Origin of the sequence: Mesorhizobium sp. M0306 (assembly GCF_040321655.1) — a bacterium.
Taxonomy (GTDB): Bacteria; Pseudomonadota; Alphaproteobacteria; order Rhizobiales; family Rhizobiaceae; genus Mesorhizobium.
The window spans coordinates 212,877-239,482 of the sequence record NZ_JAMYRY010000008.1 but is presented as its reverse complement, the minus strand read 5'-3'; the positions used below and the strand labels follow the sequence as shown (position 1 = coordinate 239,482).

The window sequence follows — 26,606 nt, the reverse complement described above, 5'->3', positions numbered from 1 at the left end:
CTCGACTCTTCCACCTGCAGAAGTCGCCGCCGCCCCTCATCTGCCTGCCGGTATCTTCTCCCCGTATAGCGACGGGGAGAAGGAAGCTGGCCGCGACCCCGGCACCCTTTCTGCAACGCTGGAAGTGAGCGAAATCCGTTGCGAAGGCCTCTTTCTCCCCGTCGCTATACGGGGAGAAATGCCCGGCAGGGCAATGAGGGGCGGCGCAAAACCTGAAACGATTGCCTTGAGGCGGACCTAAGATTACTTGGCTGAGACAGCCTACTTCACCGACATGCTTGGCCCGCCCTCGACTGCCAGCACCAGCCTGCGGTTGGTGACCCTTGCCAGCTGTGCCAGCCGGCCGGCCGGCCGCTCGCCGTAAAGATCGGCCAGCGCTGCCGGCAGCACCAGCGCCAGCACGCCATTGCCGCGGTTTTCCCATTTCAGCCGTGGCATGACGCCCGGCATTGCCGCGGTCAGCAAATAGACGACGCGCAGCAGCGCGGCCAGCAAGCGGGCGCGCTCGAGGTAGCGCGGTGTCGCCAGCCCGCGGATTTCCGGAGCGGCTTCATTGAACACCCCCTCGTGGCGAAACAGGCTGACAAGCGCCAGGAAGGCGCGGCCGGGATGATCGACGCCGATGAAGGAGGCGTGGGCGATGATGTTGAGCGATTGCTTGCCGCGATATTCGGGATGGGCACGCCAGCCGATATCGGCGAGCAGGCAGGCGGCGTGGCGGTAGCGCGCCTCATCCCTGGTCTCGTCGATGCCGAAGGCGGCGAACGCCTTGCCGGTCCACTCGACAAGCTCATGCGCGTGGTCGACCGAGCGCGAGCGCAGGCGGGCAAGCTCTTCCGCCGCCGAGATCAGCGGATCGGCTTTCTGCTCGGCCTTGTCGAGCAGCGAATAGAGAAAGCCCTCGCGCACGCCCAGCGCCGAGACGATGATCTTCGAGGGCTGCATCGCCGCCATGATCTCCTGCAGCACGATGGCGCCGTAGGGCAGCAGCGAGCGGCGGTTCTTGGAGACGCCCTCGATGCCTTTGATCTTATCGATCTCGGCCTTGGCGACCTGCCGAAGGAAGTTTGCGGCGCTTTCGATGCCGATCTCGTAATGGTGCATGACGCCGAGCGGGTAGTTGGTCATTTCCATGTGCAGCCGGGCGAGGTTTCGCCAGGTGCCGCCGACCGTGTAGAAGGCCCTGCCCTGCCCGCCCTTCAGCAGCTTCGCCCGCGCCAGTTGCTCGCGCGTGATCCTAGCCGCCTGGGTCAGCGAGTTCTTCGCCATGTCCTGCAGGCGCAAGCCGCCCAACGGCAGCGTGATGCCGTCACCGATCGTCTCACCATCGATATCGATCAGTTCGAGGCTGCCGCCGCCAAGGTCGCCGGCAATGCCGTTGGCCGGGTGGAAACCGGAGATGACGCCGAGTGCCGAATAATGGGCTTCCTCGCGGCCGCTCAGCACCTGGATCTCGGTCTTGAGCACGTCCTCGGCGCGGTGGATGAAGTCGGGGCCGTTGACGGCCTCGCGAGCGGCGGCGGTCGCCAGCACATACATGCGCTCGGCGCCGGCCTGGTCGGAAAGCGCGTGGAAGCGGCGGAACTCTTCCATCGAGCGCGTCACCGCCTCGGGATCGAGCTTTCCGGTCGAAACGATGCCGCGGCCGAGGCCGGCCAGCATCTTTTCGTTGAAAAGCAAGGTCGGCGAGCGCGCCAACCCCTCATAGATGACAAGACGGATCGAGTTCGACCCGATATCGATGATGGACAGCGGTCGGCGGTCCTGCAGCCGGCCCTGGGACGCTGAAATCATCAGCCCGTCGCTGCGTTCTGTTTCTTGCGGCGCTTGAACTGCGCGATGCGCTTGGGGGCATGCGACTTCAACGCATCGCCCCGTCCGGACAGGCTCGGATTGGTCATGAAATATTCCTGCGCGTTGAACGGTTCCTCGCCCTCCTCCAGCACAACGCGCCGGGAGGTTCCGTCAGCCAATACGTCGAAACTTTGCTGGTTGTCCATGATGTTGCCGAGCATGATCTGGCCGAGCACCTGCTCATGCACAGTTGGATTGGTGATCGGCACCATGGTCTCGACGCGGCGGTCGAGATTGCGCGGCATCAAATCGGCCGAGGAGATGTAGACGATCGCCCCGTCCGATGGCAGGCCGTGGCCGTTGCCGAAGCAGTAGATGCGGCTGTGCTCGAGGAAGCGGCCGACGATCGACTTCACCCTAATGTTCTCCGACAGGCCGGGCACCTGCGGCCTCAGGCAGCAGATGCCGCGCACGACGAGATCGATCTCGACGCCGGCACGGCTGGCGTCATAAAGCGCATCGATGATGATCGGATCGACCAGCGCATTCATCTTCATCCAGATGCGAGCCGGCCTGCCATCCAGCGCATGGCCGATCTCGTCCGAAATGTGCTTGAGAATGCGGTTGCGCAGCGTGAACGGCGATATGGCCAGCCGCATCTGCTCGGCCGGCTCGGCATAGCCGGTGATGAAGTTGAACAATTGCGCGACATCGCGCGCGATCGTCGGGTCGGTGGTGAAGAAGGACAGGTCGGTGTAGATGCGTGCGGTGACCGGGTGGTAGTTGCCGGTGCCGAGATGCACGTAATTGCGTAGCCTGCCGTCCTCGCGCCGCACCACCAGCGACATTTTCGCGTGGGTCTTGAGCTCGAGGAAACCGAAGACAACCTGGACGCCGGCGCGCTCGAGGTCGCGGGCCCAGCGGATGTTGGCCTCCTCGTCGAAACGCGCCTTGAGCTCGACCAGCGCCGTCACCGACTTGCCGGCCTCGGCGGCGTCGACCAGAGCGCGTACGATCGGGCTATCGTTGGAGGTGCGGTAGAGCGTCTGCTTGATCGCCACCACTTCCGGATCGGCCATCGCCTGGCGCAGGAACTGCACCACCACGTCGAAGGATTCGTAAGGGTGGTGGACGATGATGTCCTTCTCGCGGATGGCGGCAAAGCAATCGCCGCCGTGCTCACGGATGCGCTCGGGGAAGCGCGGATTGTAGGGCGTGAACTTCAGATCGTCGCGGGCGACGGCGACGATCTCCGAGATCTGGCTAAGCGCCAGCGGCCCGGTAAGCACGCTGATGCGGCTTGCCGAGACGCCAAGCTCACCGGCGACGAAGTCGCGCAGTTCGGACGGCATCAGCCTGTCGAACTCGATGCGGATGACCGAGCCGCGGCGGCGACGCTTCAGCGCCGTCTCGAACAGCCGCACCAGATCTTCGGATTCTTCCTCGACCTCGATATCGCTGTCACGGATGATGCGGAACGTGCCGGAGCCCTTGACCTCGTAGCCGGGGAACAGCTTGCCGATGTAGAGACTGACCGCCTCTTCGAGCGGAACGAAGCGGACGTGATGCTTGCGATCCGGCAAGCGGATGAAGCGCCTCAGCGCCACCGGCAGGCGCAAAAGCGCGCTCATTTCCTCGCCGTTCTTGCGGTGGCGCAATTGCAGCGCCATCGAGAAACCGAGATTGGGAATGAACGGAAACGGATGCGCTGGGTCGATCGACAGGGGCGTCAGCACCGGAAACACCTGCTCCTGGAAATGGTCCTCGAGCCAGGTCTTCTCGTCCTTGGTCAGGGCATCGCGGGTGATGCTCTCGATGCCTTCCTTGTTGAGCAACAGCATCAGCGCCGAAAGGCTGTTCTGCTGGTCCTCCTGCAGGCGCTCTACCTCGCGCAGCAACTGTTCGAGCTGCTGCTCGGGGGTGCGCCCGTCCGGGCTCTTCAGCACGATGCCTTCGCGCACCTGGCCGGCAAGACCCGCGACGCGGACCATGAAGAACTCGTCGAGATTGGCTGCCGATATCGACAGGAAGCGAACGCGCTCGAGCAGCGGATGATTGGCGTTCAGCGATTCCTCGAGCACGCGGCGGTTGAATTGCAGCCAGGAAAACTCGCGGTTGACGAAGCGGTCAGGATTGCCGCCTTCGCGGCTCGCAGCCTCGATGGTGATGAATTCGTTCTGCACCGGCTTCAGTTCGTTCATAGTTCCTGCTCTTCTCACACCCGTCCGCGGATTACGGTGTTAACCGGCTTAACTTATCCTCTGACAGGCTTTTGCGACAGTTTCATTTCATCGATCTTGCAAAGAGACGGGTTATGATCCAGATGCAATCGACAAGATCAGGAGACGACGATGGCAGGCGGTTCCATTCCCCATTTCCAGAACGATGCGGGCTATCCGGCAATCGACATCGGCGTCAAGGAATTCATGTGCACTGGCGCCAATCCGCCTTTCGACCATCCGCATGTATTTCTCGACATGGGCGACGACAATGAAAAGGTCTGCCCCTATTGCTCGACGCTCTATCGATATTCGCCGAAGCTGAAGGCATTGGAAACGCAGCCGCCGGGCTGCCTCTATATCGACCAGGCCGCCTGATTCTTCCGCGACAAGCCTGATGCAGGAAACGCAGTCCCGGCAGGTGGTCATCGCCGGGGCGGGCGTCGCCGGGCTGACCGCGGCACTGGCCTTCGCCGAGCGCGGCTATCGGATAAAACTGTTCGAACAGGCGCAGCACCTCGAGGCTGCCGGCGCCGGCATCCAGCTTTCACCTAACGCGACGCGTATCCTACGGCAGCTCGGCGTACTCGAACGGCTGCTGGCGACGGCGGTGCGGCCGGAGGCGGTCGTGCTCAAGGATGCCGCCACGCTGCGCAAGCTGGCGTGCGTACCGCTTGGCCAGGCCGCAGAAACGCGCTGGGGAGCGCCCTATCTCGTTGCCCACCGCGCCGATCTGCAGTCAGCGCTGATGCAGCGAGTTTCGGAGCAGCCCGGTATCGATCTGATCGCTGGCTCGCGGGTGACCGACATCACAGCCGGACCGAAAGGTGTCGCCGTCACTGCATCGGTTGATGGCGAAACGGTCGAGGCTGGCTGTCTGCTGATCGGCGCCGATGGCGTCTGGTCGTCAGTGCGAGAAACACTTGCCCGCAAGGCGGCCGAATTCGGTAGGAGCCGGTTTTCGGGCGAGCTTGCCTGGCGCGCCACGGTGGCCGCCGACAGCCCCGCCGGACAAACCTTTGCAGCGATCGGTGCGGCCGATTGCGTTACCGCCTTCCTCTATCCCGGCTTCCATATGGTCGCCTATCCGGTCAGCCGTGGCACTGCCTTCAATCTCGCTGCCTTCACCAGGGGCAAGCGCATCGCCGAGGGCTGGTCGGGGCATGCCGATCCCACCAGCCTCTCAAGCGCCATGCGCGGTGCCGCGCCGGCGCTGGTCCGTCTGGCGAGCGAGGCCGCGCCGTGGACGGCATGGCCGATCCACACCGTCGAGCAGCGGCGGTGGACGACGCCGGAAGGCATCGCGCTGATTGGCGATGCGGCGCATGCGATGACGCCGTTTGCCGCACAGGGCGCGGCGATGGCGATCGAGGACGCGGCGACGCTTGCCGGCTTCGTTGCCGCTTCGCCGGCCGATCTTGAGGGGGCGCTTACCGCCTGGGAACAGGCGCGGCGGCCGCGCGTCGCCCAGGTCGCCCGCCGCGGCGCCGTCAACCGCCTCGCCTGGCACGCGGCCGGGCCGGTGGCGATGGCCCGCAACCTGTTCCTGGCGATGCGCTCACCCGAAAAACTCGCCGCCGATCTCGACTGGCTCTATGGCTGGCGAGCGCTGGAAACCTCGGACAGCGTATCATCTTGACGTAGTGCCAATTTGTAGTTACATAATTGTCGTTATGCGAGGCATGAATTGCGATTTGAATGGGACGCCGAAAAGGCAAACTCGAACCTCTGCAAGCATGGCGTGAGTTTCGAGATCGCCAGTCATGTTTTCTTCGACCCTTTCGCATTGACGACGCAGGATCGGATTGAAGAGGGCGAGTATCGCTGGCAGACGATAGGCGTTGTTGACAGCATATTGGTGTTGTTGATCGCGCATGCCGATCGAGAGGAAGACGGAATCGAGGCGATCCGCATCATTTCCGCGCGGCAAGCCACGCCCAAGGAGAAAAGACGTTATGCGCAAAATCGTCCGACATGAATTCGACCCCGCAAATCCACCTCCTCTGACGGAAGCTCAGAAGGCCGAGATTACGGCTCTGAAGGCGCGGCCGGAGAGCGATGTCGATACCAGCGATATCCCCGAATTGACCGAAGAGTTCTGGCAGGCTGCGGTCCGCAATCCTTATTTCAAACCGATCAAGCAGCAATTGACCCTTCGACTCGATTCGGATCTCGTCGCTTGGTTCAAGAGACGTGCGCCGGGAGGCCGTGGCTATCAAAGCGCGATCAACAGGGCGCTTCGTGAATATGTGGCCAAGCACGAGCGCAAAACCGGCTGACGAGACGGCCGCTATTCCTCGGGCTTCAATTGTAAAGCCGCATCGACAGGCCGAGCGAGGCCGGCAGCGGGTTCCACCATCCGGTGCGCAGGCCGGCCGTGCGCAGTGCCGCCGCCGTCCAGGTGTTGCAGCCGACCAGCGCATTGAAATGGCCATTGGCTTCGAAGAACCGGTCGAAGCGGGAATAGGCCGCATTCTCGATCGGAATGGCCCCGTTCGGCCCCTGCTGGAAACTTGCCGCAATGTAATCGAGCAGCGCGGTAAAGCGTTCGTCGCCGATGTCGAAGCCGGCGACGTCGGGATGCGGCTCGGCGATTTCGCCGGAAATGTCGACATGCATCACCGAGGCATCGACGGTCAGCGCCTTCACCACCGGCACTGCCTTCAGCTCCGACCAGGTCGGCGTCTCCAGATAGAAGGCGCGGCCGCCCCAGCCGAAGACGATGTAGCGGACCTCCACCATGTCGGCTGGAATGCCGGCATCGACCAGGAAATGGAAGCGCCGGCGCACATCGTCGTCGACCGGGATGGCGATGTCGGTGTGGATCGGATTTTGCAGCACCAAGATGCGGTGGCTTGCGCCGATCGGATCGGCAACGGCCGCCGGCCAGAGCGGGCGCGGCAGCAGCGTGCCCAGCGCTACCGCTAGCGCTATTGCAACGGCCAGCAGGCCAAGAAAACGGGCAAGCTTCTTCATGGGAAAGGCATAGAACAAGCAATGCTCAAGGTGAAGCCTCTCCGGAAGTTGCACGGCTGACTTAGAGCTTGACGCATATCCTCCCCGGGAGGATATGCTGAGGCATGTCAGATCACCTCCACGCCTCGCATCCTTCCATCATAAAGCGCCTGAAGCGCGCGCAAGGCCACCTTGCGGCGGTGCTGGCCATGATCGAGGCGCATCGCCCTTGCGTTGATCTGGCGCAGCAGCTTCATGCCGTGGAAAAAGCGATCAGCAGCGCCAAGCGCGAGCTGATCAACGACCACATCGAGCATTGCCTGACGGACAGCCTAGAAACCGGCGGCAACTCGCTGGCGGAACTCAAGCAGCTGGCGAAGTATCTATGAATGCAATCGTAGCCCGCATTCTGGACTGGCTCGGGTTCGGCTTGCGCGGTCGCGCCTCACATGGCCACAGCCATGGCGGTCACGGTCCGAACGGTCACACCCATGGCGTCATCGATGCGACAATTGCCACCACCGATCGGGGCATCTGGGCAATCAAATGGTCGTTCGTAATCCTGGCCATCACCGCGGCATTGCAGATGGTCGTGGTTGCGTTGTCGGGAAGTGTGGCATTACTGGCCGACACGATCCATAACATCGGCGATGCGACCACGGCGATCCCGCTATGGGTTGCGTTCGTGCTGGCGCGGCGCAAGCCGTCGCGGATCTTCACCTATGGCTTGGGCCGGGTCGAGGATCTGGCCGGCATCATCATCGTGCTCATCATCCTGTTCAGCGCGGTTGTCGCCGCCTACCAGGCCATCGACAGGCTGATCAATCCACAAGTGGTGACACACCTCGGCTGGCTGACGGCGGCGGGCATTGTCGGCTTCCTCGGCAACGAGGCGGTTGCCGTGTTTCGTATCCGCGTCGGCCGCGAAATCAACAGCGCGGCGCTCATTGCCGACGGCTACCACGCCCGCACCGACGGACTTACCAGCCTTGCCGTGGTCATCGGAGCCATCGGCGTCTGGCTCGGCTTTTCCTTGGCCGATCCGATCGTCGGCCTGCTGATCACGATTGCGATCTTCGGTATCGTCTGGCAATCGGCCCGCTCGGTGCTGACCCGCATGCTGGATGGAATCGAACCCGGTGTGATGGATGAAATCCGACATGCCGCCGAGCATGTTCCGGGCGCGCATATTGTTGATGCCAAGGCGCGCTGGATCGGTCATAGATTGCACGCCGACATCGCAATTGCCGCAAACGAAACCCTGCCGCTGTCGGAAGCGAACAAGATCGCGGCAGCGCTGAAGGACGAACTGTCCCAGCATATGCCAGCCCTGGCCGAGGCGAATGTGCGGTTTTCAACCGAACATGGAGAGAACGACCATCCGCGCCCTCACGAGCACACGCATGACCACGGCCAAATGCACTGACGCTCGCCCATTTTTTGCTTGTCTCGTCCGATGTTCCAGACGCTCGTCGAATTTCAGCGCACGATCTACCTGACGCTCGGCGAGCAGATCAAGCTGCTTGCGGCCGGAGGCAATTTGCTGGCATTCGTGGCCTTCCTGCCGATGGGCGTCGTGTTCGGGGCTGCCCATGCGCTGACGCCGGGTCATAGCAAGGCCGTCCTGGCGACTTATCTTGCCGGTTCGGATGCGAAGGTTTCACGCGGCCTGCTCGTATCTGTCACGCTGTCGTTCACGCATGTGACGATTGCCGTTCTGATTGCGGCTCTCTCGTTGCCACTGGTCTCAATAGCATTGGGCAGCGTCGGCCGCGCTCCGCTTCTGGAGCATATCAGTCGCGGGCTGCTCGGCCTCATTGGCGTCTGGATGCTCTGGCGCGCTTTGAGTCACAGCCATCACCACAGGCACGAGGGCGAGGCTGTCGGCGTCATGGCAGGCCTGATCCCATGCCCGCTGACGCTTTTCGCGATGACTTTCGCGATCTCCAGGGGTGTTCCGGCAGCGGGCGTCCTGTTTGCCATCACCATGATGGTCGGCGTGGCACTGACGCTGTCCTGCGTCGCCGTGTTGTCGATCCTGTTTCGGGAACGGCTTGTACAGTTTTTCGCGCGCCAGCCACGGCTGTTCGAAACCATCTCCCGGGCCATCGAGGGCGCCGCCGGTCTCGCCCTTGCCGGCGTCGCTGTCTGGCAGATAACCTCAGCTTGAGAGAAAATTTGGCCCCAGCCACCGCATATCGTCCGGGCCGGTGCAGCGGTTGGAACGAGCCAAGGCGACGCCGGTCATGTCACATCGATCACGACCATCAGCCCGCCGCCGCCCTTCTCCTCGACATTGTTGTTGGTGGTGTGATGCGGGATGTGGCAATGGATCAGCCATTTGCCCGGACGCTGCGCCTTCCAGATCACGTCGTAGCGCTGACCCGGCCCGACGTTGACCGTATCGGCAAGGAAACGACCCGAGGCAGGGATCGTCTCGCCGTCGCGGGCAACGACCTCGAACGGTCCGCCATGGATATGCATCGGATGGATGAAGCCGTTGTTGGTGCCGATGAACCGCACCTTGAGCGTCTCGCCGACCTTCATCGGGATCGTCTCGGTCGAGGGATAGGCCTTGCCGTTGATGGTGAAGAAATTCGGCATGCCGCCGTCCATCGGCATCGACGGGTAGGTCAGCCCTTCCCGCACCAGCCATTCCTGAAGCTCGATGACGTAATCATGGTCGGCCGCGACCTCATCGGCGGGATTGGCGGGATCGATGATCAGCGCACCGTAGAGGCCGAGCGCCTGGGTCCGGTCCGGCTTGGCATGGGGGTGGTAGAAATAGGTTCCGTGCTGGGTTGCGGTGAATTCGTATGAATAGGATTGGCCGGGCTCGATCGGCGCCTGCGTGATTTCGGCCGGCCCATCCATCTGGTTCGGCAGGATCAAGCCATGCCAATGCACCGTCGTTTCCTCAGGCAGGCCGTTGGTGACGTTGATCCTGACCCGATCGCCCTGGCGAATGTGAATTCGCGGGCCGGGAATCTGGCCATTATAGGCATAGGCGTCGACCGCAACGTCCGGCAGGATCTGCCAGCGGACCACCGAAGGCCTGAGCTCGAATACCTTGACGCCATTCTCCATCCGAAACGGCAGGTCCTGGTCACCCTTTGCCGTCAGACCATAAGAGGCGGCCACGAGGCGCGGATCGGTGGCAGCCATATCGCGCATCGTATCGGCCGGCGTGTCGCGATCCATGATCATGCCTTGCGGCATGATCACCCCGCCGACGTCGCGTGCCGACAGCGTCAGGTTCAGCCAGTTCGCCGGCGCGATCATGCCGATGGCGAGCGCCAGCAGGGAGACGGCACCTAGCGCAGCGACCTGCGGCGTCGTGGCATCTGTCTCCATGTGATGGCCGCCGCCTTTGCCTTTGTGGGAAGCCATATCGTGGCGCTGCCCGCGATGTGCACTGGCGTCGGCCTGCTGCATTTGCATCTGCGCATGTTGCCTCGTTGCAGGCTGCTGCCGACCATCGATGCCGGCTGGCTGCGCGCGCTGCGTCATCAGCCCATGCTTCAGCCCCCGGGCGACCAGCCAGACATTGGCCGGATAGGCAAGCGCAAAACCGGCGATGACGCCGATCGACATCACGCCCCAGAACAAAAGCTCCGTCGGTTCCATCGCACGCATGTCGCGGCCCATCATCAGGAAGCTCATGACCGGCGCCATGCCGGCCATCATGAAGTTCATCGAGATGAACTCGGGCAGGAAGCTCTTGCGCACGTTCTCCCGATACGTGCCGCCCATCATCGATTTCATGAACAGCGACTGGAAGATGAACAGGCCGAAGGCAAAGCCGGCGAGATATTCGACGATCAGGTCGATCCACATCGGCAGGCCGAGCGCCGCCGTGACGGCGGCGGCAAGAATGATGCCGGTGGCATCGCCCGCGACGCAGTGGATGGTGGAGCCGACGCCCTGCTTCCAGAGCGGCCGAGTGAACACCTCATGCTCGCCCGGCCGGGGCTCCTTGTCGGCGAGCACGTAGAGCAGCAAACCGAGCGGACCCATATAGAGGGTAACCAGGATGAAGCCCCATTTCATCACCACCGGCTCGGGATTGTTGCGATATTGGTCGATGCCGACATAAAGCGTCGAAGCCAGCGCCAGCGCGAACCAGACGACGAGGAAATAATCGATCGGTTGGATGAGCATCAGGATGAACCCTTGACCTGCCGCCGCACGCGCCCACGCGGCTTGTTATACAACTCCTAATGGCAACAAACGCGGCTGGCGCTCTTATGATCCGCGCCGGCCGTACGCTGTTCAGGCAGGCCAATTTTTCGTTGTAACCGACTGATCTGATGGCGCCTGCCCGCAGCTAATTTCCGGAACTGTCAGTCTTATCATTGCGGCTCTCCTCTAGTGGGATTGTTATGAGGCTTCCCATCACAGGAACGTCAAGGGCTTTTGAGCCAACTCAAATCATCGCTGTCGTGCCGAAGCAGCGCTCGAAAATTGTCCCTTGACCTTCACGTGATGGGAACCTCTATCGTGTGGCAGCTACCCAGTTGGAGCTGCAAACCCATGAACGCCGTTGCTCATAAACCCCAGCCGAGCCAGTTTCCGCTCCCGCGATTCAAATTGGGATCGAGGGCATGACCTCCGCCTCCTATGTCGCCCGCTTGAAAAGGCGCTGAAGACGGTGGCATGACGTGACCGAGGCTAATGTCAATCTGGCTACGGAGCGTACCACCTGAGTTACACCGCGTGCCGACGCGCGTGACCTTAATCTCGGAGACAACACATGGATCGACGCAGTTTTCTGGCGGCAGGCGTTGCCACGGTTCTCGCTAGCCCGCGCGCCATCGCCCAGATGAAGATGGACGAGATGCCCGGCATGGATATGGGCGGTCACGCGGGCCACGACATGGGCGCGGCACCAAAAAGCGCGGCCATGCTGCCTGAGGGCCAGGCGTTGCGCGAGTTGCCGCTGCTAGCCAATGAAGCCAATGCGCCCCGCCTGTTCAGAGCAAACCTCACGGCTGAACCCGCCATGGTTCGCTTTGCAGAAGGGCTCGACACGCCAATCCTTGGGTACAATGGCATGAGCCCGGGGCCATTGATCGAGGTGACTGAAGGCGACCGTGTCGAGATTGCATTCACGAACCGAATTCCTGAAGAGACGAGCACCATCCATTGGCATGGCATGCCGGTTCCGGCTGACCAGGATGGCAATCCGATGGACCCCGTTGCGACGGGCACGGAGCGCACCTACAGCTTCGAACTGCCCGAAGGAAGCGCGGGGTCGTACTGGTATCATCCCCATCCGCACGGCAAGACGGCCGAGCAGGTCTATCGCGGACTTGCCGGCGCGTTCGTGGTCAAGCCGAAGGCGGACCCGATCCCGGCCGAGTATCGCGACACTGTGCTTGTGTTCACAGACCTTCGCCTTGCCGCCGACGGCACCATGCCGGACAACACCATGGTCGATTTGATGAACGGGCGCGTCGGCGATCACGTGCTGGTCAACGGACAGAAAAATCCCGCGCTATCGGTCCCGTTTGGAACAAAGCGGCGATTTCGGTTCTACAACGCGACCAACGCGCGCTTTTTGCGGCTCTCCTTCGACGGCGCACCCATGACGATCATCGGCACCGATGGCGGTCTGCTGGAGGCGCCGGTGGCAGCCAAGGATGTCCTGCTCAGCCCGGCGGAACGCCTTGAACTGATCGTCTCGTTTGAGAAGCCGGGAACCGTCACCCTGAACATGCTCGACTACGATCGCGGCTGGATGGGCGCAGGCCGCCCCGCCGATGCAGGCCTGACATTGCTTACGGTCAATGTTTCGGACACACCTGCAGAGGCGTTTCCTCCGCTGCCGGAAAAGCTTCGACCAATTGCACAACTTGGCACCCCTGCCGTCAGCCGGCGTTTCGTGTTCACCGAGACGATGACGATGAGCGCGACGGATATGCAGATGGGCTTCCTGATCAACGGCGCGGCGTTCGACATGGGCCGCATCGACGTAGTGTCGAAAACAGGACAGGTCGAGCTCTGGGAAATCGTCAACAAGGCCGACATGGACCATCCGTTCCATGTTCACGGGACGCAGTTCCAGGTGGTCGAGCACGAACGTGGTGGGCAGGTCTCGAAACCGGCCTATCTCGCCTGGAAGGACACGGTCAACGTGGCGCGCGGCGAAACGGTGCGGCTTTTGCTGCGCCAGGATCGCCCCGGGCGGAGGATGTATCATTGCCACATCCTGGAGCACGAGCAGCTTGGCATGATGGGCGTCATCGACGTGCAGGCATAGCCGGCCGCTCGACGTGGCTGTACTGGCAATCTATTGCGCCCTGTTCACCAGCGCATTCCTCGCCGCAACCATCTTGCCGATCTCGTCGGAAGTGATGCTCGCCGGCTTGGTTGCCGCCGAACGTGGCGATCCGGTGCTGCTTTTTGCGGTCGCCACGATCGGCAATACGCTTGGCTCGGTGGTGAACTGGATGCTGGGGCGTGGCATCGATACGCTGCAATGCAAGCGATGGTTTCCCATCACCCGTGAACGATACCAGCGGGCGAGCCGGACCTTTCGCCGCTTTGGCGCGTGGTTGCTCCTATTCGCCTGGCTGCCGGTCGTCGGGGACGCCTTCACCGTCGCGGCAGGCGCGGCCCGCATGCATCTCGGCGTATTCGTGATGCTTGTCGCATTGGGCAAGGCTGCACGATATGCGGTGATCATCGCAGGAGGATTGTGGGTGCTAAGATAGTTCCCGATGCTCGCCATCGACCAAAAGGCAGATCCTCCCGAGCATCACCGCTCGTCGAATAAGGCCCGAGCAAGACAGAGAGCCCGGTCCGCCGCTCTTGTCCGAACCGGCGTACAGATCAGTGCAGGATCTGCGACAGGAACAGTTTCGTGCGCTCATGGCGCGGGTGGTCGAAGAACTCGGCCGGCGTGTTCTGCTCGACGATCTGACCCTGGTCCATGAAGATCACCCGGTTGGCGACCTTGCGCGCAAAGCCCATTTCGTGGGTGACGCAGAGCATGGTCATGCCCTCCTCGGCCAGCCCGACCATCGTCTCCAGCACTTCCTTGATCATTTCCGGATCGAGAGCCGAGGTCGGCTCGTCGAACAGCATGATGCGCGGGTTCATGCACAGCGAGCGGGCGATCGCCACGCGCTGTTGCTGGCCGCCGGAAAGCTGACCAGGATATTTGTTGGCCTGTTCCGGGATCTTGACACGCGTGAGAAAATGCATGGCGATTTCCTCGGCCTGCTTCCTCGGCATCTTACGCACCCAGATCGGCGCCAGCGTGCAATTTTCCAGGATGGTCAGGTGCGGGAACAGGTTGAAGTGCTGGAACACCATGCCGACCTCGCGGCGCACCTCGTCGATCTTCTTCAGATCGTTGGTCAGTTCCTTGCCGTCGACTATGATCTTGCCCTTCTGGTGTTCTTCCAGCCGGTTGATGCAGCGGATCATCGTCGATTTGCCGGAGCCTGACGGGCCGCAGATGACGATCCGCTCGCCGCGCATCACCTTTAGATTGATGTCCTTCAGCACATGGAATTCGCCGTACCATTTGTGCATGGCAATGATGTCGATGGCGACATCGGTGGTGGAAATGTGCATCTTAGCGGCATTGACCTTGATCTCTTCCGCGCTGACGGCGTTTTCTATGGCCATGACAAGGTCCCCTTTTTTAGCGTTTGTGGCCGGTGTCGAGACGGCGTTCCGTGTACATTGAATAGCGCGACATGCCGAAGCAGAACAGCCAGAAGATGAAGGCCGCGAACACCAGGCCGGATCTGGCCGTCTGCGGCGTCGCCCAATTGGCGTCGGAGAAGTTCTGCTTGACGATGCCGAGGAGGTCGAACATCGAGATGACGATGACCAGGCTGGTGTCCTTGAACATGCCGATGAAGGTGTTGACGATGCCGGGAATGACCAGCTTCAGCGCCTGCGGCATGACGACCAGACCCATCTTCTGCCAGTAGCTGAGGCCGAGCGAATCGGCGCCCTCATACTGGCCTTTGGGGATCGCCTGCAGGCCGCCGCGCACCACTTCGGCCATGTAGGCGGCGGCAAACAGCGACACGCCGATCAGCGCGCGCAGGAACTTGTCGAAGCTGACGCCGGCCGGCAGGAACAGCGGCAGCATCACGCTGGCAAAGAACAGCACCGTAATCAGCGGGATGCCGCGTACCGTCTCGATGAAGATCACGCACAGCAGCTTGACGATCGGCATGTTCGAGCGCCGGCCGAGCGCCAGCACGATACCGATCGGCAGCGACACGGCAATGCCGACGAAGGACAGGCTGAGCGTCACCAGCAGCCCGCCCCAACGCGACGTCTCGACATGCGGCAGGCCGAACATGCCACCGACCAGCAGAACGAAGGCGACGACCGGCAGCGCTAGGAAGAGAAGAATGGCGTTCAGCCCTTTGCGCGGTACGCGCGGTATGAGCAAAGGCACCAGCAGTGCCACGAACAGAATGGCCACCACGATCGGCCGCCAACGTTCCTCGATAGGATAGGTGCCGAACATGAACTGGCCGAACTTGGCGTTGACGAATGCCCAGCAAGCACCGGTCCAGCCATCCGGCTGGATGCCGCCTTGCGCCACGGTGGCGCAGACCGAGCGGTCCGGTCCGGTCCACTGGGCGTTGATGAAGGCCCAATTGATGATTTGCGGCAGGATCATAGCGACCAGCGCGATGCCGACGATGGTCAAGATGGTGTCGCCCGTGGTGGCAATCAGGTTCTTGCGGATCCAGGCGGTGAGGCCACGCTCGCTCGACGGCGCCGGCTGCGCCAGCGTCATCTCCGTCCGCACCCAGGACATGTCGTGTTCCTGCATGGCCCTACCTCTCCACCAGCGCCATCCTGGCATTGACGACGTTCATGATCGCCGACGTGATCAGGCTGAGCGCGAGATAGACAGCCATCATGATCACCACGCCTTCGACCGCCTGCCCGGTCTGGTTCAAGACAGTGCCGGCAGTCGCCGTCAGGTCCGGATAGCCAATGGCGATGGCGAGCGAAGAGTTCTTGGTCAGGTTCAGATACTGGCTGGTCAGCGGCGGAATGACGATGCGCATCGCCTGCGGCACGACGACAAGCCTGAGGATCGCTCCCGAGCGCAGCCCGAGTGCCGCGGCCGCCTCGGTCTGGCCCGTGCTGACGCCCCTGATGCCGGCGCGCACGATCTCGGCGATGAAGGCGGCCGTATAGCAGGACAACGCCAGATAGAGCGACAGGAACTCCGGCCTGACCTGAAAGCCACCGACCAGGTTGAAGGTCGATTGCTTCGGGAATTCGAAGCTCAGCGGAAAGCCGCTCAGCGCGTAGGCCAGCAGCGGCAGGCCGACGATCAAGGCTATGGATGTCCAGAGCACCGGGAATGGCTGACCCGTCGCCATCTGCCGCTGCCGCGCCTTGCGGGCGACGAACCAGGCCATGGCAATGCCGAGGAGTAGGGCGACCAGGATCAGCCAGGAGCCCTCGCCCCAGACAGCGCGCGGAAAATAGAAGCCGCGCTGGTTGAGAAAGGAGCCGAACGGCAAATTGATGCTCTCGCGCGGCGGCGGCAGCACAGCGAGCACGCCGGAATACCAGAAGAAGATGACCAGCAGCGGCGGGATGTTGCGGAAGACCTCGACATAGACAGTGCAGATCTTCCTGATCAGCCAGTTGCGCGACAGTCGGCCGATCCCGACGATGAAACCGATGACGGTGGCGGTGATGATGCCGACGACGGCAACGATCACGGTGTTGATAAAGCCAACCAGGATGGCTCGGAAATAAGTCGAATCCGACGAATAAGCGATGGCGCTTTCGCTGATGTCGAAACCGGCGCGGCCCTTGAGAAAGCCGAAGCCGGAGGCGATGTGCAAGCGCGTCAGATTGACGATGACGTTGTGGGTAACCCACCAGACTCCCACCACAAGCAGGACGAGGACCAGCGCTTGAAAGAATATACCGCGGACACGAGGATCATTGATGAGGGAACCGCGGCTTGGCTCCTCGCGAAGAACTTCCTGCGATGCCATTCGACAGTCCCCTGGAAAGAGAGACCGGAAGGCAGACGATCTGCCTTCCGGATCCATTTTTTTCGATCAGCGGATCGGCGGAGCGTATTGCAGGCCGCCCTTGGTCCACAGCGCGTTGATGCCGCGCGCGATCTTCAGCGGGCTGCCCGAGCCGACATTGCGCTCGAACATCTCGCCGTAATTGCCTACGGCCTTGACGATGTTGACGACCCAGTCGTTGGAGACGCCGAGATCGGTGCCGATCTTGGTGTCGGCTTCCTGGCCGAGCACGCGCTTGATCTCGGGACTATCCGAGTTCTTCATCTCGTCGACATTGGCCTTGGTGATGCCCAGTTCCTCGGCGTCGAGCAGCGCGAAATAGGTCCACTTGACGATGTGGTACCATTGGTCGTCGCCCTGACGCACGGCCGGCCCAAGCGGCTCCTTGGAGATGATCTCGGGCAACACGACATGGTCGGCCGGCGCACCCAGCGTCAGGCGGATGCCATAGAGGCCCGACTGGTCGGTGGTGTAGACGTCGCAGCGGCCGGCGTCATAGGCGGCGTTGACCTCTTCCAGCTTTTCGAAGACAACCGGGTTGTACTCCATCTTGTTCGACTTGAAATAGTCGGCAAGGTTGAGCTCGGTCGTGGTGCCGCTCTGCACGCAGACCGCCGCGCCCGAAAGCTGCAGCGCCGAGTTCACGCCTGGAAGCTTCTTGGCGTTGATCATGAAGCCCTGGCCGTCATAATAAGTCGTGCCGATGAAGTTCAGGCCGAGTGCGGTGTCGCGATTGATGGTCCAGGTGGTGTTGCGCGACAGGATGTCGATCTCGCCCGACTGCAGAGCGGTAAACCGCTCCTTGGCGCTGAGCGGCGTAAACTTCACCTTGGTGCCATCGCCGAACACGGCGGCCGCCACAGCGCGACAGAAGTCCGCGTCGAGGCCTTGCCACTCACCCTTGTCGTCCGGCGCCGAGAAGCCGGCCAGACCGGTCGAGACGCCGCATTGGATGAAGCCCTTCGCCTTGACATCGTCGAGCGCGGCCGCCGAAGCCGCCGAAGCCGCGAATCCAAACGCGGCGGCGCCCAAAACGCCGATTGCAATGTGTTTCATGACCCACAGACCCTTTTCTGTTTTTTCCAGGCGAACCTGACCTTTTTCCCGTGTGAACGCAGCTATGTATTCCGGCCCGTTACCGGAATCCCGCATCGTAACCGACGCGCTGCCTCCCATTCACGAACAACATCGAAGGCGATTATTCCTGTGAGGTCAAGGGAAATGACCAAATCCGAAAGACTTTGAAAACCAACCGCCCGAAATGCCTGAAATTGCAGACAAACGCGCTCGCAAATTGGTCAGCGCGCCAATAAAGCCGGCAAAGTCCGACCGTGACTTGCCAAGCACACCTGGCAGCCGCCCAGAGGATCTACGGCGCACTGCTGAATTGGCATATTCAAGACCTTGGCCTGGCGAGTGCGGTGCGGTTGCGCGGCCAATGCCGCCGCACTATGGCTAACGACCTACCCATGGGACGAAAAGCAATGGCAAAAGACGGCAGCGAGATGGGCATCAACACGCGGCTCGCCCATTCCGGCAACAACCCGCATGACTATTTCGGCTTCGTCAATCCGCCGGTGGTGCATGCCTCGACCGTGCTTTATCCTAACGCGACGGCGATGGCTTCACGCAGCCAGAAATACACCTACGGAACGCGCGGCACGCCGACCACCGATGCGCTGAACAGCGCGATCGATGCGCTGGAAGGTTCGGCAGGCACGGTCGCGGTGCCGTCGGGCCTGGCGGCGGTGATGCTGCCGCTGCTCGCCTTCCTATCGGCGGGCGATCATCTGTTGATCGTCGATTCCGTCTATCATCCGACCCGCAACTTCGCCGACACGATGCTGAAGCGGCTGGGCATCGAGGTCGAGTATTACGAACCGCGCATCGGCGCCGGCATCGCAGCGCTGATCAAGCCCAACACCAGGGTGGTGTTCACCGAATCGCCGGCTTCCAACACTTTCGAGGTGCAGGACATACCGGCCATCGCCAAGGCAGCACATGCCGCCGGCGCCATCGTCATGATGGACAACACCTGGGCGACGCCGCTCTACTTCCGCCCGCTCGATCACGGCGTCGACATCTCGATCCATGCGGCGACGAAATACCCTGCCGGCCATTCCGACGTGCTGCTCGGCACGGTCTCGGCCAATGCAGTCTGCTGGAATCAGCTTTGCGAGACCTTCAACACGATGGGCTGCTGCGCCGGACCGGACGACGTCTATCAGGTGCTGCGCGGCCTGCGCACGATGGGCGTGCGGCTGGAGCGCCATCAAAAGAGCGCGCTTGCTCTCGCCGGCTGGCTGGAGAGCCAGCCGGGCGTGGCGCAGGTGCTGCATCCGGGGCTGCCCGGCCATCCCGACCACGCTTTGTGGAAGCGCGATTTTTGCGGATCGAGCGGCATCTTCTCTATCGTTCTTGCAGGCGGCGGACAGAAGCAGCAGCACGCCTTCCTCGACGCGTTGACGTTTTTCGGCCTCGGCTATTCGTGGGGCGGCTATGAGAGCCTTGCCGTGCCGGTATTCCTGGGCGACCGTACCGTCGCCAAGGGCCCGTATGACGGGCCGCTGGTGCGCCTGCAGATCGGGCTCGAGGATGTCGAGGATTTGAAGGCCGACCTGGCGCGCGGGCTGGCGGCTGCCGCAGAGGCCTGAGCCAGCACCTTTCCAGGCTGAGCCAGGAAATCGGCGTAACAGCCTGGCAAAATTGCGATCCTGAGCGATGTCATGGCGACCGACCAGCCGATGATATTGCGTCTACAAAATAGAGACGCCGCTGTGGTGGAGGCGGTAGAATAGCCTCTGCCAGCGCTTGATACGGATCGAGGCTGGCCGGCAGATTCGTCGGCAACCTTTTGCCGGCCGATGCATCCAATGTCGCGATGAGAAGCCTATCAGGAGATCGGCCATGCCTGCTGCGTTGACGGCAACGCCCGCCGCTTCCGGTGACATGCAGCTTGTCGGCCGCGCGCTGGCACGCGATGGCGATGCTTTCCGCACCATCATCAAGACGCACAACCAAAGGCTCTACCGCATCGCCCGCGGCGTGGTGCGTAACGACAGCGAGGCCGAAGACATCGTCCAGGAGGCCTATGTCAGCGCCTTTGCCCATCTCGAGGCCTTTCGCGGCGATGCCTCGCTCGCCACGTGGCTGTCGCGTATCGTCATCAACGAAGCGCTCGGCCGCTTGCGCAAAAGGCGGCGAATGGTAGCGATGCCTGAAAACCCGCAAGCCGAAATCATCCGGTTTCCCCTCAACCCGAGCGACGATCCGGAGCGGACGATGGCGCAACGGCAGATTCTTGAGCTTGTCGAACGGGCAACCGATAGTCTTCCCGATGTCTACCGGATGGTGTTCGTGGCGAGCGTCATCGAGGGATTGAGCATCGAGGAGACCGCTGAACTACTTTGCGTCCGACCAGAAACCATCAAGACCCGGCTGCACCGCGCCCGTGCGCTGGTGCGCAAGGCGCTGGACGACCAAATCGGCCCGGTGCTGCTCGATGCCTTTCCGTTCGCGGGCCGGCGCTGCGAACGGCTGACCAATGCCGTGATGCAGCGGCTTGGTCTTTCCGGATAGGTCGCGCCGATTTTCGCGGGAACGTTTGCCGGCGACCTGCATCCAATGAGCGTCACTGAAAACGAAGCCCGATGCAGTTCCGCATCGGGGCGAAGGAGAGCATCATGTTTATTCGATCGACCGCGGCACTGGCCGCAGTTTTCCTGCTTAGCGCAGCGCCCTTGTCGCAAGCTGCCGACAAGCCGACCGATCCGCAGATCGCACATATCGCCTACACTGCGGGCGTGCTTGACGTCGAGGCGGCCAAGCAGGCGCTGAAGAAATCGAAAAACAAGGAGGTCGTGGATTTCGCCAAGGACATGGTGCGAGATCACGAGGCGGTCAACAAACAGGCTCTCGACCTGGTCAAGAAGCTCAAGGTCACGCCTGAGGACAATCCGACCAGCAAGGCGCTGACCAAGGCGGCGGCCGAGGAACGTGCCAAGCTTGCCAAGCTCAAGGGCGCGGCGTTCGACAAGGCCTATGTCGCCAGCGAAGTGGCTTACCACAAGCAGGTCAATGGCGCGCTCGAAACACTGCTGATTCCGTCGGCCAGCAATGCCGAGCTGAAGAGCCTACTGGAAACCGGCCTGAAAATATTCCAGGGCCACGAACAGCACGCCGAACACGTCGCCGGCATGCTGAAGTGAGGATAGGGCCAATGGTGTCGAGGCGGCATCTGTGGGTCGCGCTGGCGCTGACCATCGGCGCCGCGCCGGCCAAGGCCGAAACCATCGAGGTGACGATCGACAAGCTTGTGTTTTCACCGGCAAAGATCGAGGCGAAGGTCGGCGACACAATCAGGTGGGTGAACAAGGACGTGTTCGCCCACACGGCAACCGTCAACGGCGGCTGGGAAGTGATGATCCCGCCGAAGAACGCAGCAAGCCTGACGGTGAAGAAGGCTGAATCCGTCGATTATTTCTGCCGCTTCCATCCCAACATGAAAGGCCATCTCACGGTGACATCGCCCTGACTGGCTAATGCATGTCGCGCAAAAGTGTGCAGCGGTTTTGCGATAACGACATGCATAAACAAGAGCCTAAAGCGCGTCGCATGAGGCGGGTCGAATGCGACGCGCTTTTAGGCCGCCAGCCATGCCGTCCCTACAAGAAGCGTGACCAGCGTCAATGGCAGGCCGACCTTGAAGAAGGCGATGAAGCCCAGTGGTTTGCCGCAGACCCGCGCGTGCTCGGCAACGATCAGATTGGCGACCGAGCCGAGCAGCGTGAAATTGCCGGCCAGCGTCGAGCTCATGGCGACGACCAGCCAGGCCCGCTCGGGATCTTCCAGTCCGGGCACGAATGGCTTCAGCGCCAGCACGGCCGGAACGTTGCTCATGATGTTGGACAGCACTGCGGTGAAGCCGGACAGCCGCCAGACATCATTCAGCCCAAGGTCTTTTGCTGAAGCGACGATGTCGGGCGTAAGCAGCGTCTTCTCCGCCCCGGCGACGACGATGAAAAGCCCGGCGAACATGAACAGCAGCGGCCCATCGATCTCGCGATAGATGCGCTCAGGCTTGATGGCGCGGGTCAGCAACAGAATCGCGCCGCCAATCAGCGCCGCCTTGGCTACGGGAACGCCGGCAAAGAAGGCGACCGCCAAACCGATACAGACGACTACCGCCTTCAGCACCTGCCCCGGCAGCATGCGACCGCGATAGACTTCGGGGCTGAGCTCGGCCTTGCGCGAAAATTCGGCGCGGTAGACGATGCGGATGATGACGATGACGGCGACGAGGCCGAACGCCGCGACCGGCGCAAGCGCCGCCGAGAAGGCCGGATAGGAAATCCCCGACAGAGCGCCGATGACCATGTTCTGCGGATTGCCGGTGATGGTGGCGACACTGCCGCAATTGGATGCGGTCGCCGTGGCGATCAGGTAGGGAACCGGGTTGCGGTTGATGACGCGGGTGACATGGACGACGATCGGCGCCATGACCAGGCAGATGGCATCGTTGACGAGGAATGCCGACAGGACGCCGGTCAACAGCGTCACCATCACCAGCAGCATGAACGGCGCATGCGCATGCTCGATGGCGAACCCGCCGAGCGCGCGAAAGGCGCCGGACACTTTCAGGTGCGCCACGACGATCATCATGCCGAGCAGAAGCGTGATGGTGTCGAAGCTGATGGCGCGGTAGGCGTCTTCCATGTCGAGCGCGCCGATGGCGATCATCGCCGCACCGCCGAGCAGCGCGATGCCTGCCCGGTCGAGGCGCAGCCCGGGTATCCTGCCGACGGCGACGCCGGCATAGGTCAGGACCAGGATCAGCAATGCCGCCGCGCCGATCGCTGTCATATTTCGGAAATCCTGTTCGCGACTGGCGAGTGAACCTGTCCGGAATGGACGCTGAAATATTGGCGATCCCGACAGGATTCGAACCTGTGACCATCGGCTTAGAAGGCCGGTGCTCTATCCAGCTGAGCTACGGGACCGCTGGCCGACCGCATGACCGGCGGATTGTGCCGGCAGGGCCGGTATGGGATCAATGCGTCCAGGGCGTCCTGCGGTCATAGCGGAAATTCTCCGCATAGGAAATCTGGCGGCGCTTGATTTCCTTCGGCTCCTCGACGCGGAAAGCCAGCCCTTCCTTCTCGGCATAGGCGACCGCCTCTTCTCTTGTGTCGAAGGTCAGCCTGATCTGGCTTCGCATGTCGCCGGACGTGGTGTAGCCCATCAGCGGATCGATCTTCTTGCGCTGCTCAGGATCGAATTCCAGCACCCAATAGCCGGTCTTGGCCTTGCCGGACTGCATCGCGGTTTTGGCTGGGCTGAAAATGCGGGCTGACATGACCACCTCATTGCTTGTTGCAAGCACACGACCCCGAGACCAGATTACTGTTCTCTGGCCATGCACTAGCCCGTCATTACTGCGCAATGCCGCCGGCAGCAAGGCCGATGGCTTTTTACGCTTGCTTTGGCGGGCTGAAATCACTAGGCAACAGACCGTTCGGAGTGTAGCGCAGCCTGGTAGCGCATCTGGTTTGGGACCAGAGGGTCGGGAGTTCGAATCTCTCCACTCCGACCATTCATCAGGCGAATCTCGTCGGCTGCGCAAGCGGATCGCGCTCGAGTGTGTCTCCGTCGCCGGTCATGCTTAAGTGACGGACGGATAGCACGAGCCCGCGCTGCCCGTCCGACATGTAAGCCGTCAGCCCTGGATGAAGGCCAGCACATCCGGATTGATGATCTCCGGGTGGGTGGTGCACATGCCGTGCGGAAGGCCCTTGTAGACCTTGAGCGTGCCGTGCTTCACCAGCTTGGCCGCAAGCAGCGCGGAATCGGCGATCGGCACGATCTGGTCGTCGTCGCCGTGCATGATCAGGACGGGCACGTCGATCTTCTTGAGGTCATCGGTGAAGTCGGTCTCGGAAAAAGCCTTGATGCAGTCATAGTGGGCCTTGGCCCCACCCATCATGCCCTGGCGCCACCAATTGTCGACGGCGCCTTGCGAGACCTTGGCGCCGTCGCGGTTGAAGCCATAGAACGGGCCGGCCGGCACATCCCTGTAGAACTGGGCGCGGTTAGCGGCCAGAGCCGCGCGAAACCCGTCGAAGACTTCGATCGGCAAGCCGCCGGGGTTGCTGTCGGTCTTGACCATGATCGGCGGCACGGCGCCGATCAGCACCGCCTTGGCAACACGGCCTCCGCCGCCATAAAGCGCGACGTAACGCGCCACCTCGCCGCCACCGGTCGAATGGCCGATGTGGATCGCATCCCTGAGATCGAGATGCGCGGCCAGCGCCGCGACGTCGGCGGCGTAGGTGTCCATCTCGTTGCCGGTCGCGGTCTGCGACGAGCGGCCGTGCCCGCGGCGGTCATGGGCGATGACGCGGTAGCCCTTTTCGAGGAAGAACAGCATCTGGTTGTCCCAGTCGTCTGAGCTCAGCGGCCAGCCGTGATGGAACACGATCGGCTGGCCCTTGCCCCAATCCTTGTAGAAAATCTCGGTGCCGTCATGGGTGGTGAATGTGCTCATCGTCCTACTCCTTGATGGAAAGTTGGGAGGTAACAGGGAAGCTTTTAGCCCCCTTCAGCTGGACAAATTATAACAGTGGGGTCAGGGTGAGCATTGGCAAAACGGACATTCAACGTGGCAAAACTGACAAATGACGGCTGCGCGTGATCTGGTCGAAATCGGCCTTGTCTTGTATCCCGGCGTGCAGGAAGCAGCCGTGCTCGGCCTGACCGATCTTTTCATGCTGGCAAACCGGCTGGCTGTCGAGCGGTCGCCGGAGGCGGCGAGGCTTCGCGTCAGCCATTGGCGGCTGCAGGAGAGCGCCGTCATCCGCGTTTTCGACAGCGAGCCCGGGGACAGCGGTCCAACTCGGGGCAATGGACCGGCCATGGTCATCCTGCCGCCGACCCTGCTGCAGCCGATCTCTCGCGAGGCGGCCGCGCCCTATGCCGGCTGGCTCAGGGACCGCCACACGGCAGGCGCGACGCTCGGTTCGGTCTGTGCCGGCGCCTTCGTGCTTGCCGAGACCGGCCTGTTGTCCGGTCGCGCGGCGACAACGCACTGGGCCTATCGCGACGCGCTGGCGCTACGCTTTCCAGACATCCTGCTCGACGCCGACAGGCTGGTCATCGACGATGGCGACATCATCACCGCGGGCGGCTACATGGCCTGGACCGACCTCGGCCTGAAGCTGGTGGACAGGGTGCTCGGGTCAGCCGTCATGATGGACACGGCGCGTTTCATGCTGGTCGACCCGCCGGGCCGCGAGCAACGTTTTTACAGCCCGTTTGCGCCGCGGCTGACCCATGACGACGAAGCGATCCTCAAGGTGCAGCATTGGCTTCAGGCGAACGGCGCGCGCGATGTGACGCTCGGCGCCATGGCCGAGCATGCCGGGCTGGAGGAGCGGACTTTCCTGCGGCGCTTCCGCAAGGCTACCGGCCTCAGGCCGACCGAATATTGTCAGCACCTGCGCGTCGGCAAGGCGCGCGAGATGCTGGAAACCACGATACTGTCGATCGACCAGATCGCCTGGGAGGTCGGCTATGACGATCCCGGCTCCTTCCGCAAAGTATTCGCCAGGATAACCGGGCTGGTGCCCGGCGATTATCGCAAGCGCTTTGGCGTGGAACGAGCCGCGATTGCCGGAAACGAAAGCTGAGGCCTAGCCGCCGCGCAATTGCGCTATCGATTCGATGCTGCCAAAGGCAAGCTCGCCGGGCGAGAACCCCAACCACCCATCTCCCGGCGAGCCTACTACCTGATTTGATACGCAATCAGGACCGGGATTAGCCGGCAAGCTCTTTACTGCAAGACAGATGCCAGCTTTTGTTCCCGAAATGGGACAGTGGCGGAACTGGAATCGTCAAATTTCGAACTCGCCCTGCCCTTCGTCCATGGCGCTGACGGTCTCGGCGGCGAGCGCCCGCGTGATCGGCGTCTTGCGCTCGAGCGCGGTGCGGTCGAGCCGTTCGACCACGCGCATGGCAGTGGCCAGCGAGCGCTCGATGCGGCGCACCAGATATTGCACGACATGCGGCTCGACCTCGACCTGGCGGTCGGCGAACAGCTTTGTGATGACGCCGGCCAGCAGAAGATCGTCGGGTTCGTGGATCTCGACGGTCGCCGCCGCCTTGAGCCGCGACGCCAGGTCGGGCAGCCCGACGCCCCAGGCGGACGGGAAGCGCCGCGCCGTCAACAGCAAGCTCGAGCCGGCGCCGCGCACCGCGTTGATCAGGTGGAAGAGGCCGTGCTCGTCGACCGGGCCGGCATCGACGTCGTCGATCAGGGCCGGGCGCGCGCCGAGGTTTTCGATGCAGTCGCCGATGCGGCCCGCCTCCACTTTCACGGCTTCGGCGCGGGTCCGCCAGATCGAGGCCAGATGGGTTTTTCCCGAGCCGGCCGGCCCGGCCAGCACGACGACCGGCGAGGGCCAGTCCGGCCAGCGGTCGACAAGCGCCGCCGCCTGGCTGTTGGTGCTGGAGACGACGAGCTCGTCGCGCGAATAGCCGGTGCCGTGACCTAGATCGAGCGGCAATTGACGCGGCGGATCGATCTTGTCCGGCATCTGGC

27 protein-coding genes and 2 tRNA genes are annotated in these 26,606 nt (G+C 62.4%); 16 read left to right on the top strand and 13 right to left on the bottom strand.

The window, feature by feature from the left end:
• Positions 1 to 241 (top strand): hypothetical protein (locus NKI95_RS15170; RefSeq protein WP_352717655.1); only part of this gene is annotated, 241 nt, incomplete at its 5' end.
• Between the two features lie 20 nt (positions 242 to 261).
• Here NKI95_RS15170 and ppx read toward each other — a convergent pair.
• Both ppx and NKI95_RS15160 read right to left on the bottom strand, forming a co-directional pair.
• Positions 262 to 1,794, bottom strand: a complete 1,533-nt coding sequence (gene ppx / locus NKI95_RS15165) for an exopolyphosphatase (RefSeq protein ID WP_352717653.1) — start codon at positions 1,792 to 1,794, stop codon at positions 262 to 264.
• Positions 1,794 to 3,995 (bottom strand): RNA degradosome polyphosphate kinase, encoded by a 2,202-nt coding sequence (locus NKI95_RS15160; protein WP_352717651.1) that lies wholly within the window; start codon positions 3,993 to 3,995, stop codon positions 1,794 to 1,796. Before NKI95_RS15160 ends, ppx begins: the two co-directional genes overlap by 1 nt.
• 150 nt (positions 3,996 to 4,145) lie before the next feature.
• Between NKI95_RS15160 and NKI95_RS15155 the strand changes: the two genes are divergently transcribed.
• The 4 genes from NKI95_RS15155 to NKI95_RS15140 are packed head-to-tail and all read left to right on the top strand — an operon-like array spanning position 4,146 to position 6,292.
• A complete protein-coding gene (locus NKI95_RS15155) occupies positions 4,146 to 4,391 on the top strand; it encodes a zinc-finger domain-containing protein (protein WP_254820632.1) in 246 nt (81 codons plus the stop codon).
• Between the two features lie 19 nt (positions 4,392 to 4,410).
• Positions 4,411 to 5,652 carry an FAD-dependent monooxygenase gene (locus tag NKI95_RS15150; protein WP_352717649.1) on the top strand — a complete coding sequence of 414 codons (1,242 nt, stop codon included), beginning with the start codon at positions 4,411 to 4,413 and terminating at the stop codon, positions 5,650 to 5,652.
• A gap of 48 nt (positions 5,653 to 5,700) precedes the next feature.
• On the top strand, positions 5,701 to 5,991 hold the full coding sequence (locus NKI95_RS15145; protein ID WP_352717647.1) for a BrnT family toxin: 291 nt from the start codon (positions 5,701 to 5,703) through the stop codon (positions 5,989 to 5,991).
• Positions 5,969 to 6,292: a BrnA antitoxin family protein gene (locus tag NKI95_RS15140; RefSeq protein WP_352717645.1), complete on the top strand. Its 324-nt coding sequence runs from the start codon at positions 5,969 to 5,971 to the stop codon at positions 6,290 to 6,292. The genes NKI95_RS15145 and NKI95_RS15140 overlap by 23 nt, the downstream gene beginning before the upstream one ends.
• Positions 6,293 to 6,317: 25 nt before the next feature.
• Here NKI95_RS15140 and NKI95_RS15135 read toward each other — a convergent pair whose 3' ends face one another.
• Positions 6,318 to 6,989: a TIGR02117 family protein gene (locus tag NKI95_RS15135; protein ID WP_352717643.1), complete on the bottom strand. Its 672-nt coding sequence runs from the start codon at positions 6,987 to 6,989 to the stop codon at positions 6,318 to 6,320.
• A 104-nt stretch (positions 6,990 to 7,093) separates the two neighbouring features.
• Here NKI95_RS15135 and NKI95_RS15130 point away from each other — a divergent pair, with 104 nt between their 5' ends.
• Genes NKI95_RS15130 through NKI95_RS15120 form a run of 3 tightly spaced genes read left to right on the top strand, consistent with a single transcriptional unit; the run spans position 7,094 to position 9,138 of the window.
• Positions 7,094 to 7,357 carry a metal-sensing transcriptional repressor gene (locus tag NKI95_RS15130; RefSeq protein WP_352717641.1) on the top strand — a complete coding sequence of 88 codons (264 nt, stop codon included), beginning with the start codon at positions 7,094 to 7,096 and terminating at the stop codon, positions 7,355 to 7,357.
• Positions 7,354 to 8,394: a cation diffusion facilitator family transporter gene (locus tag NKI95_RS15125; RefSeq protein ID WP_502909161.1), complete on the top strand. Its 1,041-nt coding sequence runs from the start codon at positions 7,354 to 7,356 to the stop codon at positions 8,392 to 8,394. Before NKI95_RS15130 ends, NKI95_RS15125 begins: the two co-directional genes overlap by 4 nt.
• A 30-nt stretch (positions 8,395 to 8,424) precedes the next feature.
• Positions 8,425 to 9,138: a HoxN/HupN/NixA family nickel/cobalt transporter gene (locus NKI95_RS15120; RefSeq protein ID WP_352717640.1), complete on the top strand. Its 714-nt coding sequence runs from the start codon at positions 8,425 to 8,427 to the stop codon at positions 9,136 to 9,138.
• 74 nt (positions 9,139 to 9,212) lie between these two features.
• On the opposite strand, the gene NKI95_RS15115 is transcribed toward NKI95_RS15120, so the two are convergent.
• Positions 9,213 to 11,129 carry a multicopper oxidase domain-containing protein gene (locus tag NKI95_RS15115; RefSeq protein ID WP_352717638.1) on the bottom strand — a complete coding sequence of 639 codons (1,917 nt, stop codon included), beginning with the start codon at positions 11,127 to 11,129 and terminating at the stop codon, positions 9,213 to 9,215.
• Positions 11,130 to 11,721: 592 nt separating this feature from the next.
• On the opposite strand from NKI95_RS15115, the gene NKI95_RS15110 reads away from it, so the two are divergent.
• A complete protein-coding gene (locus NKI95_RS15110) occupies positions 11,722 to 13,230 on the top strand; it encodes a multicopper oxidase family protein (RefSeq protein WP_352717636.1) in 1,509 nt (502 codons plus the stop codon).
• Positions 13,231 to 13,243: 13 nt separating this feature from the next.
• A complete protein-coding gene (locus NKI95_RS15105) occupies positions 13,244 to 13,684 on the top strand; it encodes a YqaA family protein (RefSeq protein ID WP_352717634.1) in 441 nt (146 codons plus the stop codon).
• Positions 13,685 to 13,802: 118 nt separating this feature from the next.
• Here NKI95_RS15105 and NKI95_RS15100 read toward each other — a convergent pair whose 3' ends face one another.
• The 4 genes from NKI95_RS15100 to NKI95_RS15085 all read right to left on the bottom strand — a co-directional run bounded on the left by NKI95_RS15100 (position 13,803) and on the right by NKI95_RS15085 (position 18,067).
• Entirely contained in the window at positions 13,803 to 14,552 is a 750-nt protein-coding gene (locus NKI95_RS15100) for an amino acid ABC transporter ATP-binding protein (RefSeq protein WP_031194215.1), read from the bottom strand.
• 70 nt (positions 14,553 to 14,622) lie between these two features.
• The gene (locus NKI95_RS15095; protein ID WP_352717632.1) at positions 14,623 to 15,780 is read right to left on the bottom strand and encodes an amino acid ABC transporter permease; all 1,158 of its coding nucleotides are present in this window, start codon (positions 15,778 to 15,780) and stop codon (positions 14,623 to 14,625) included.
• Positions 15,781 to 15,784: 4 nt separating this feature from the next.
• Positions 15,785 to 16,972, bottom strand: coding sequence for an amino acid ABC transporter permease (locus tag NKI95_RS15090; protein WP_352717630.1), 1,188 nt, complete (start codon positions 16,970 to 16,972; stop codon positions 15,785 to 15,787).
• Positions 16,973 to 17,038: 66 nt separating this feature from the next.
• Positions 17,039 to 18,067, bottom strand: coding sequence for an amino acid ABC transporter substrate-binding protein (locus tag NKI95_RS15085; protein ID WP_352717628.1), 1,029 nt, complete (start codon positions 18,065 to 18,067; stop codon positions 17,039 to 17,041).
• 428 nt (positions 18,068 to 18,495) lie between these two features.
• Between NKI95_RS15085 and NKI95_RS15080 the strand changes: the two genes are divergently transcribed.
• The 4 genes from NKI95_RS15080 to NKI95_RS15065 all read left to right on the top strand — a co-directional run bounded on the left by NKI95_RS15080 (position 18,496) and on the right by NKI95_RS15065 (position 21,545).
• A complete protein-coding gene (locus tag NKI95_RS15080; RefSeq protein ID WP_352717626.1) occupies positions 18,496 to 19,665 on the top strand; it encodes a cystathionine beta-lyase in 1,170 nt (389 codons plus the stop codon).
• A 253-nt stretch (positions 19,666 to 19,918) separates the two neighbouring features.
• Positions 19,919 to 20,590 (top strand): RNA polymerase sigma factor, encoded by a 672-nt coding sequence (locus NKI95_RS15075; RefSeq protein WP_352717625.1) that lies wholly within the window; start codon positions 19,919 to 19,921, stop codon positions 20,588 to 20,590.
• A 104-nt stretch (positions 20,591 to 20,694) separates the two neighbouring features.
• The gene (locus tag NKI95_RS15070) at positions 20,695 to 21,219 is read left to right on the top strand and encodes a DUF4142 domain-containing protein (protein ID WP_352717624.1); all 525 of its coding nucleotides are present in this window, start codon (positions 20,695 to 20,697) and stop codon (positions 21,217 to 21,219) included.
• A gap of 11 nt (positions 21,220 to 21,230) precedes the next feature.
• Positions 21,231 to 21,545 (top strand): cupredoxin domain-containing protein, encoded by a 315-nt coding sequence (locus tag NKI95_RS15065; RefSeq protein ID WP_352717622.1) that lies wholly within the window; start codon positions 21,231 to 21,233, stop codon positions 21,543 to 21,545.
• A gap of 107 nt (positions 21,546 to 21,652) precedes the next feature.
• Here NKI95_RS15065 and NKI95_RS15060 read toward each other — a convergent pair whose 3' ends face one another.
• From NKI95_RS15060 to NKI95_RS15050, 3 genes are all read right to left on the bottom strand, one after another.
• Positions 21,653 to 22,873, bottom strand: a complete 1,221-nt coding sequence (locus NKI95_RS15060; protein WP_352717621.1) for an anion transporter — start codon at positions 22,871 to 22,873, stop codon at positions 21,653 to 21,655.
• A 60-nt stretch (positions 22,874 to 22,933) separates the two neighbouring features.
• Positions 22,934 to 23,010 (bottom strand) — tRNA-Arg (locus tag NKI95_RS15055).
• A gap of 50 nt (positions 23,011 to 23,060) precedes the next feature.
• Positions 23,061 to 23,366: an ETC complex I subunit gene (locus tag NKI95_RS15050; protein WP_023677641.1), complete on the bottom strand. Its 306-nt coding sequence runs from the start codon at positions 23,364 to 23,366 to the stop codon at positions 23,061 to 23,063.
• 160 nt (positions 23,367 to 23,526) lie between these two features.
• Between NKI95_RS15050 and NKI95_RS15045 the strand changes: the two genes are divergently transcribed.
• Positions 23,527 to 23,603, top strand: a tRNA-Pro gene (locus NKI95_RS15045).
• 123 nt (positions 23,604 to 23,726) lie between these two features.
• On the opposite strand, the gene NKI95_RS15040 is transcribed toward NKI95_RS15045, so the two are convergent.
• A complete protein-coding gene (locus NKI95_RS15040; protein ID WP_352717620.1) occupies positions 23,727 to 24,554 on the bottom strand; it encodes an alpha/beta fold hydrolase in 828 nt (275 codons plus the stop codon).
• Positions 24,555 to 24,684: 130 nt separating this feature from the next.
• Here NKI95_RS15040 and NKI95_RS15035 point away from each other — a divergent pair, with 130 nt between their 5' ends.
• Positions 24,685 to 25,695, top strand: coding sequence for a GlxA family transcriptional regulator (locus NKI95_RS15035; RefSeq protein WP_352717619.1), 1,011 nt, complete (start codon positions 24,685 to 24,687; stop codon positions 25,693 to 25,695).
• Positions 25,696 to 25,899: 204 nt separating this feature from the next.
• Here the strand turns inward: NKI95_RS15035 and hdaA are convergent, their stop codons facing one another.
• Positions 25,900 to 26,601: a DnaA regulatory inactivator HdaA gene (hdaA, locus tag NKI95_RS15030; RefSeq protein ID WP_352717680.1), complete on the bottom strand. Its 702-nt coding sequence runs from the start codon at positions 26,599 to 26,601 to the stop codon at positions 25,900 to 25,902.
• Between the last annotated feature and the right edge of the window lie 5 nt (positions 26,602 to 26,606).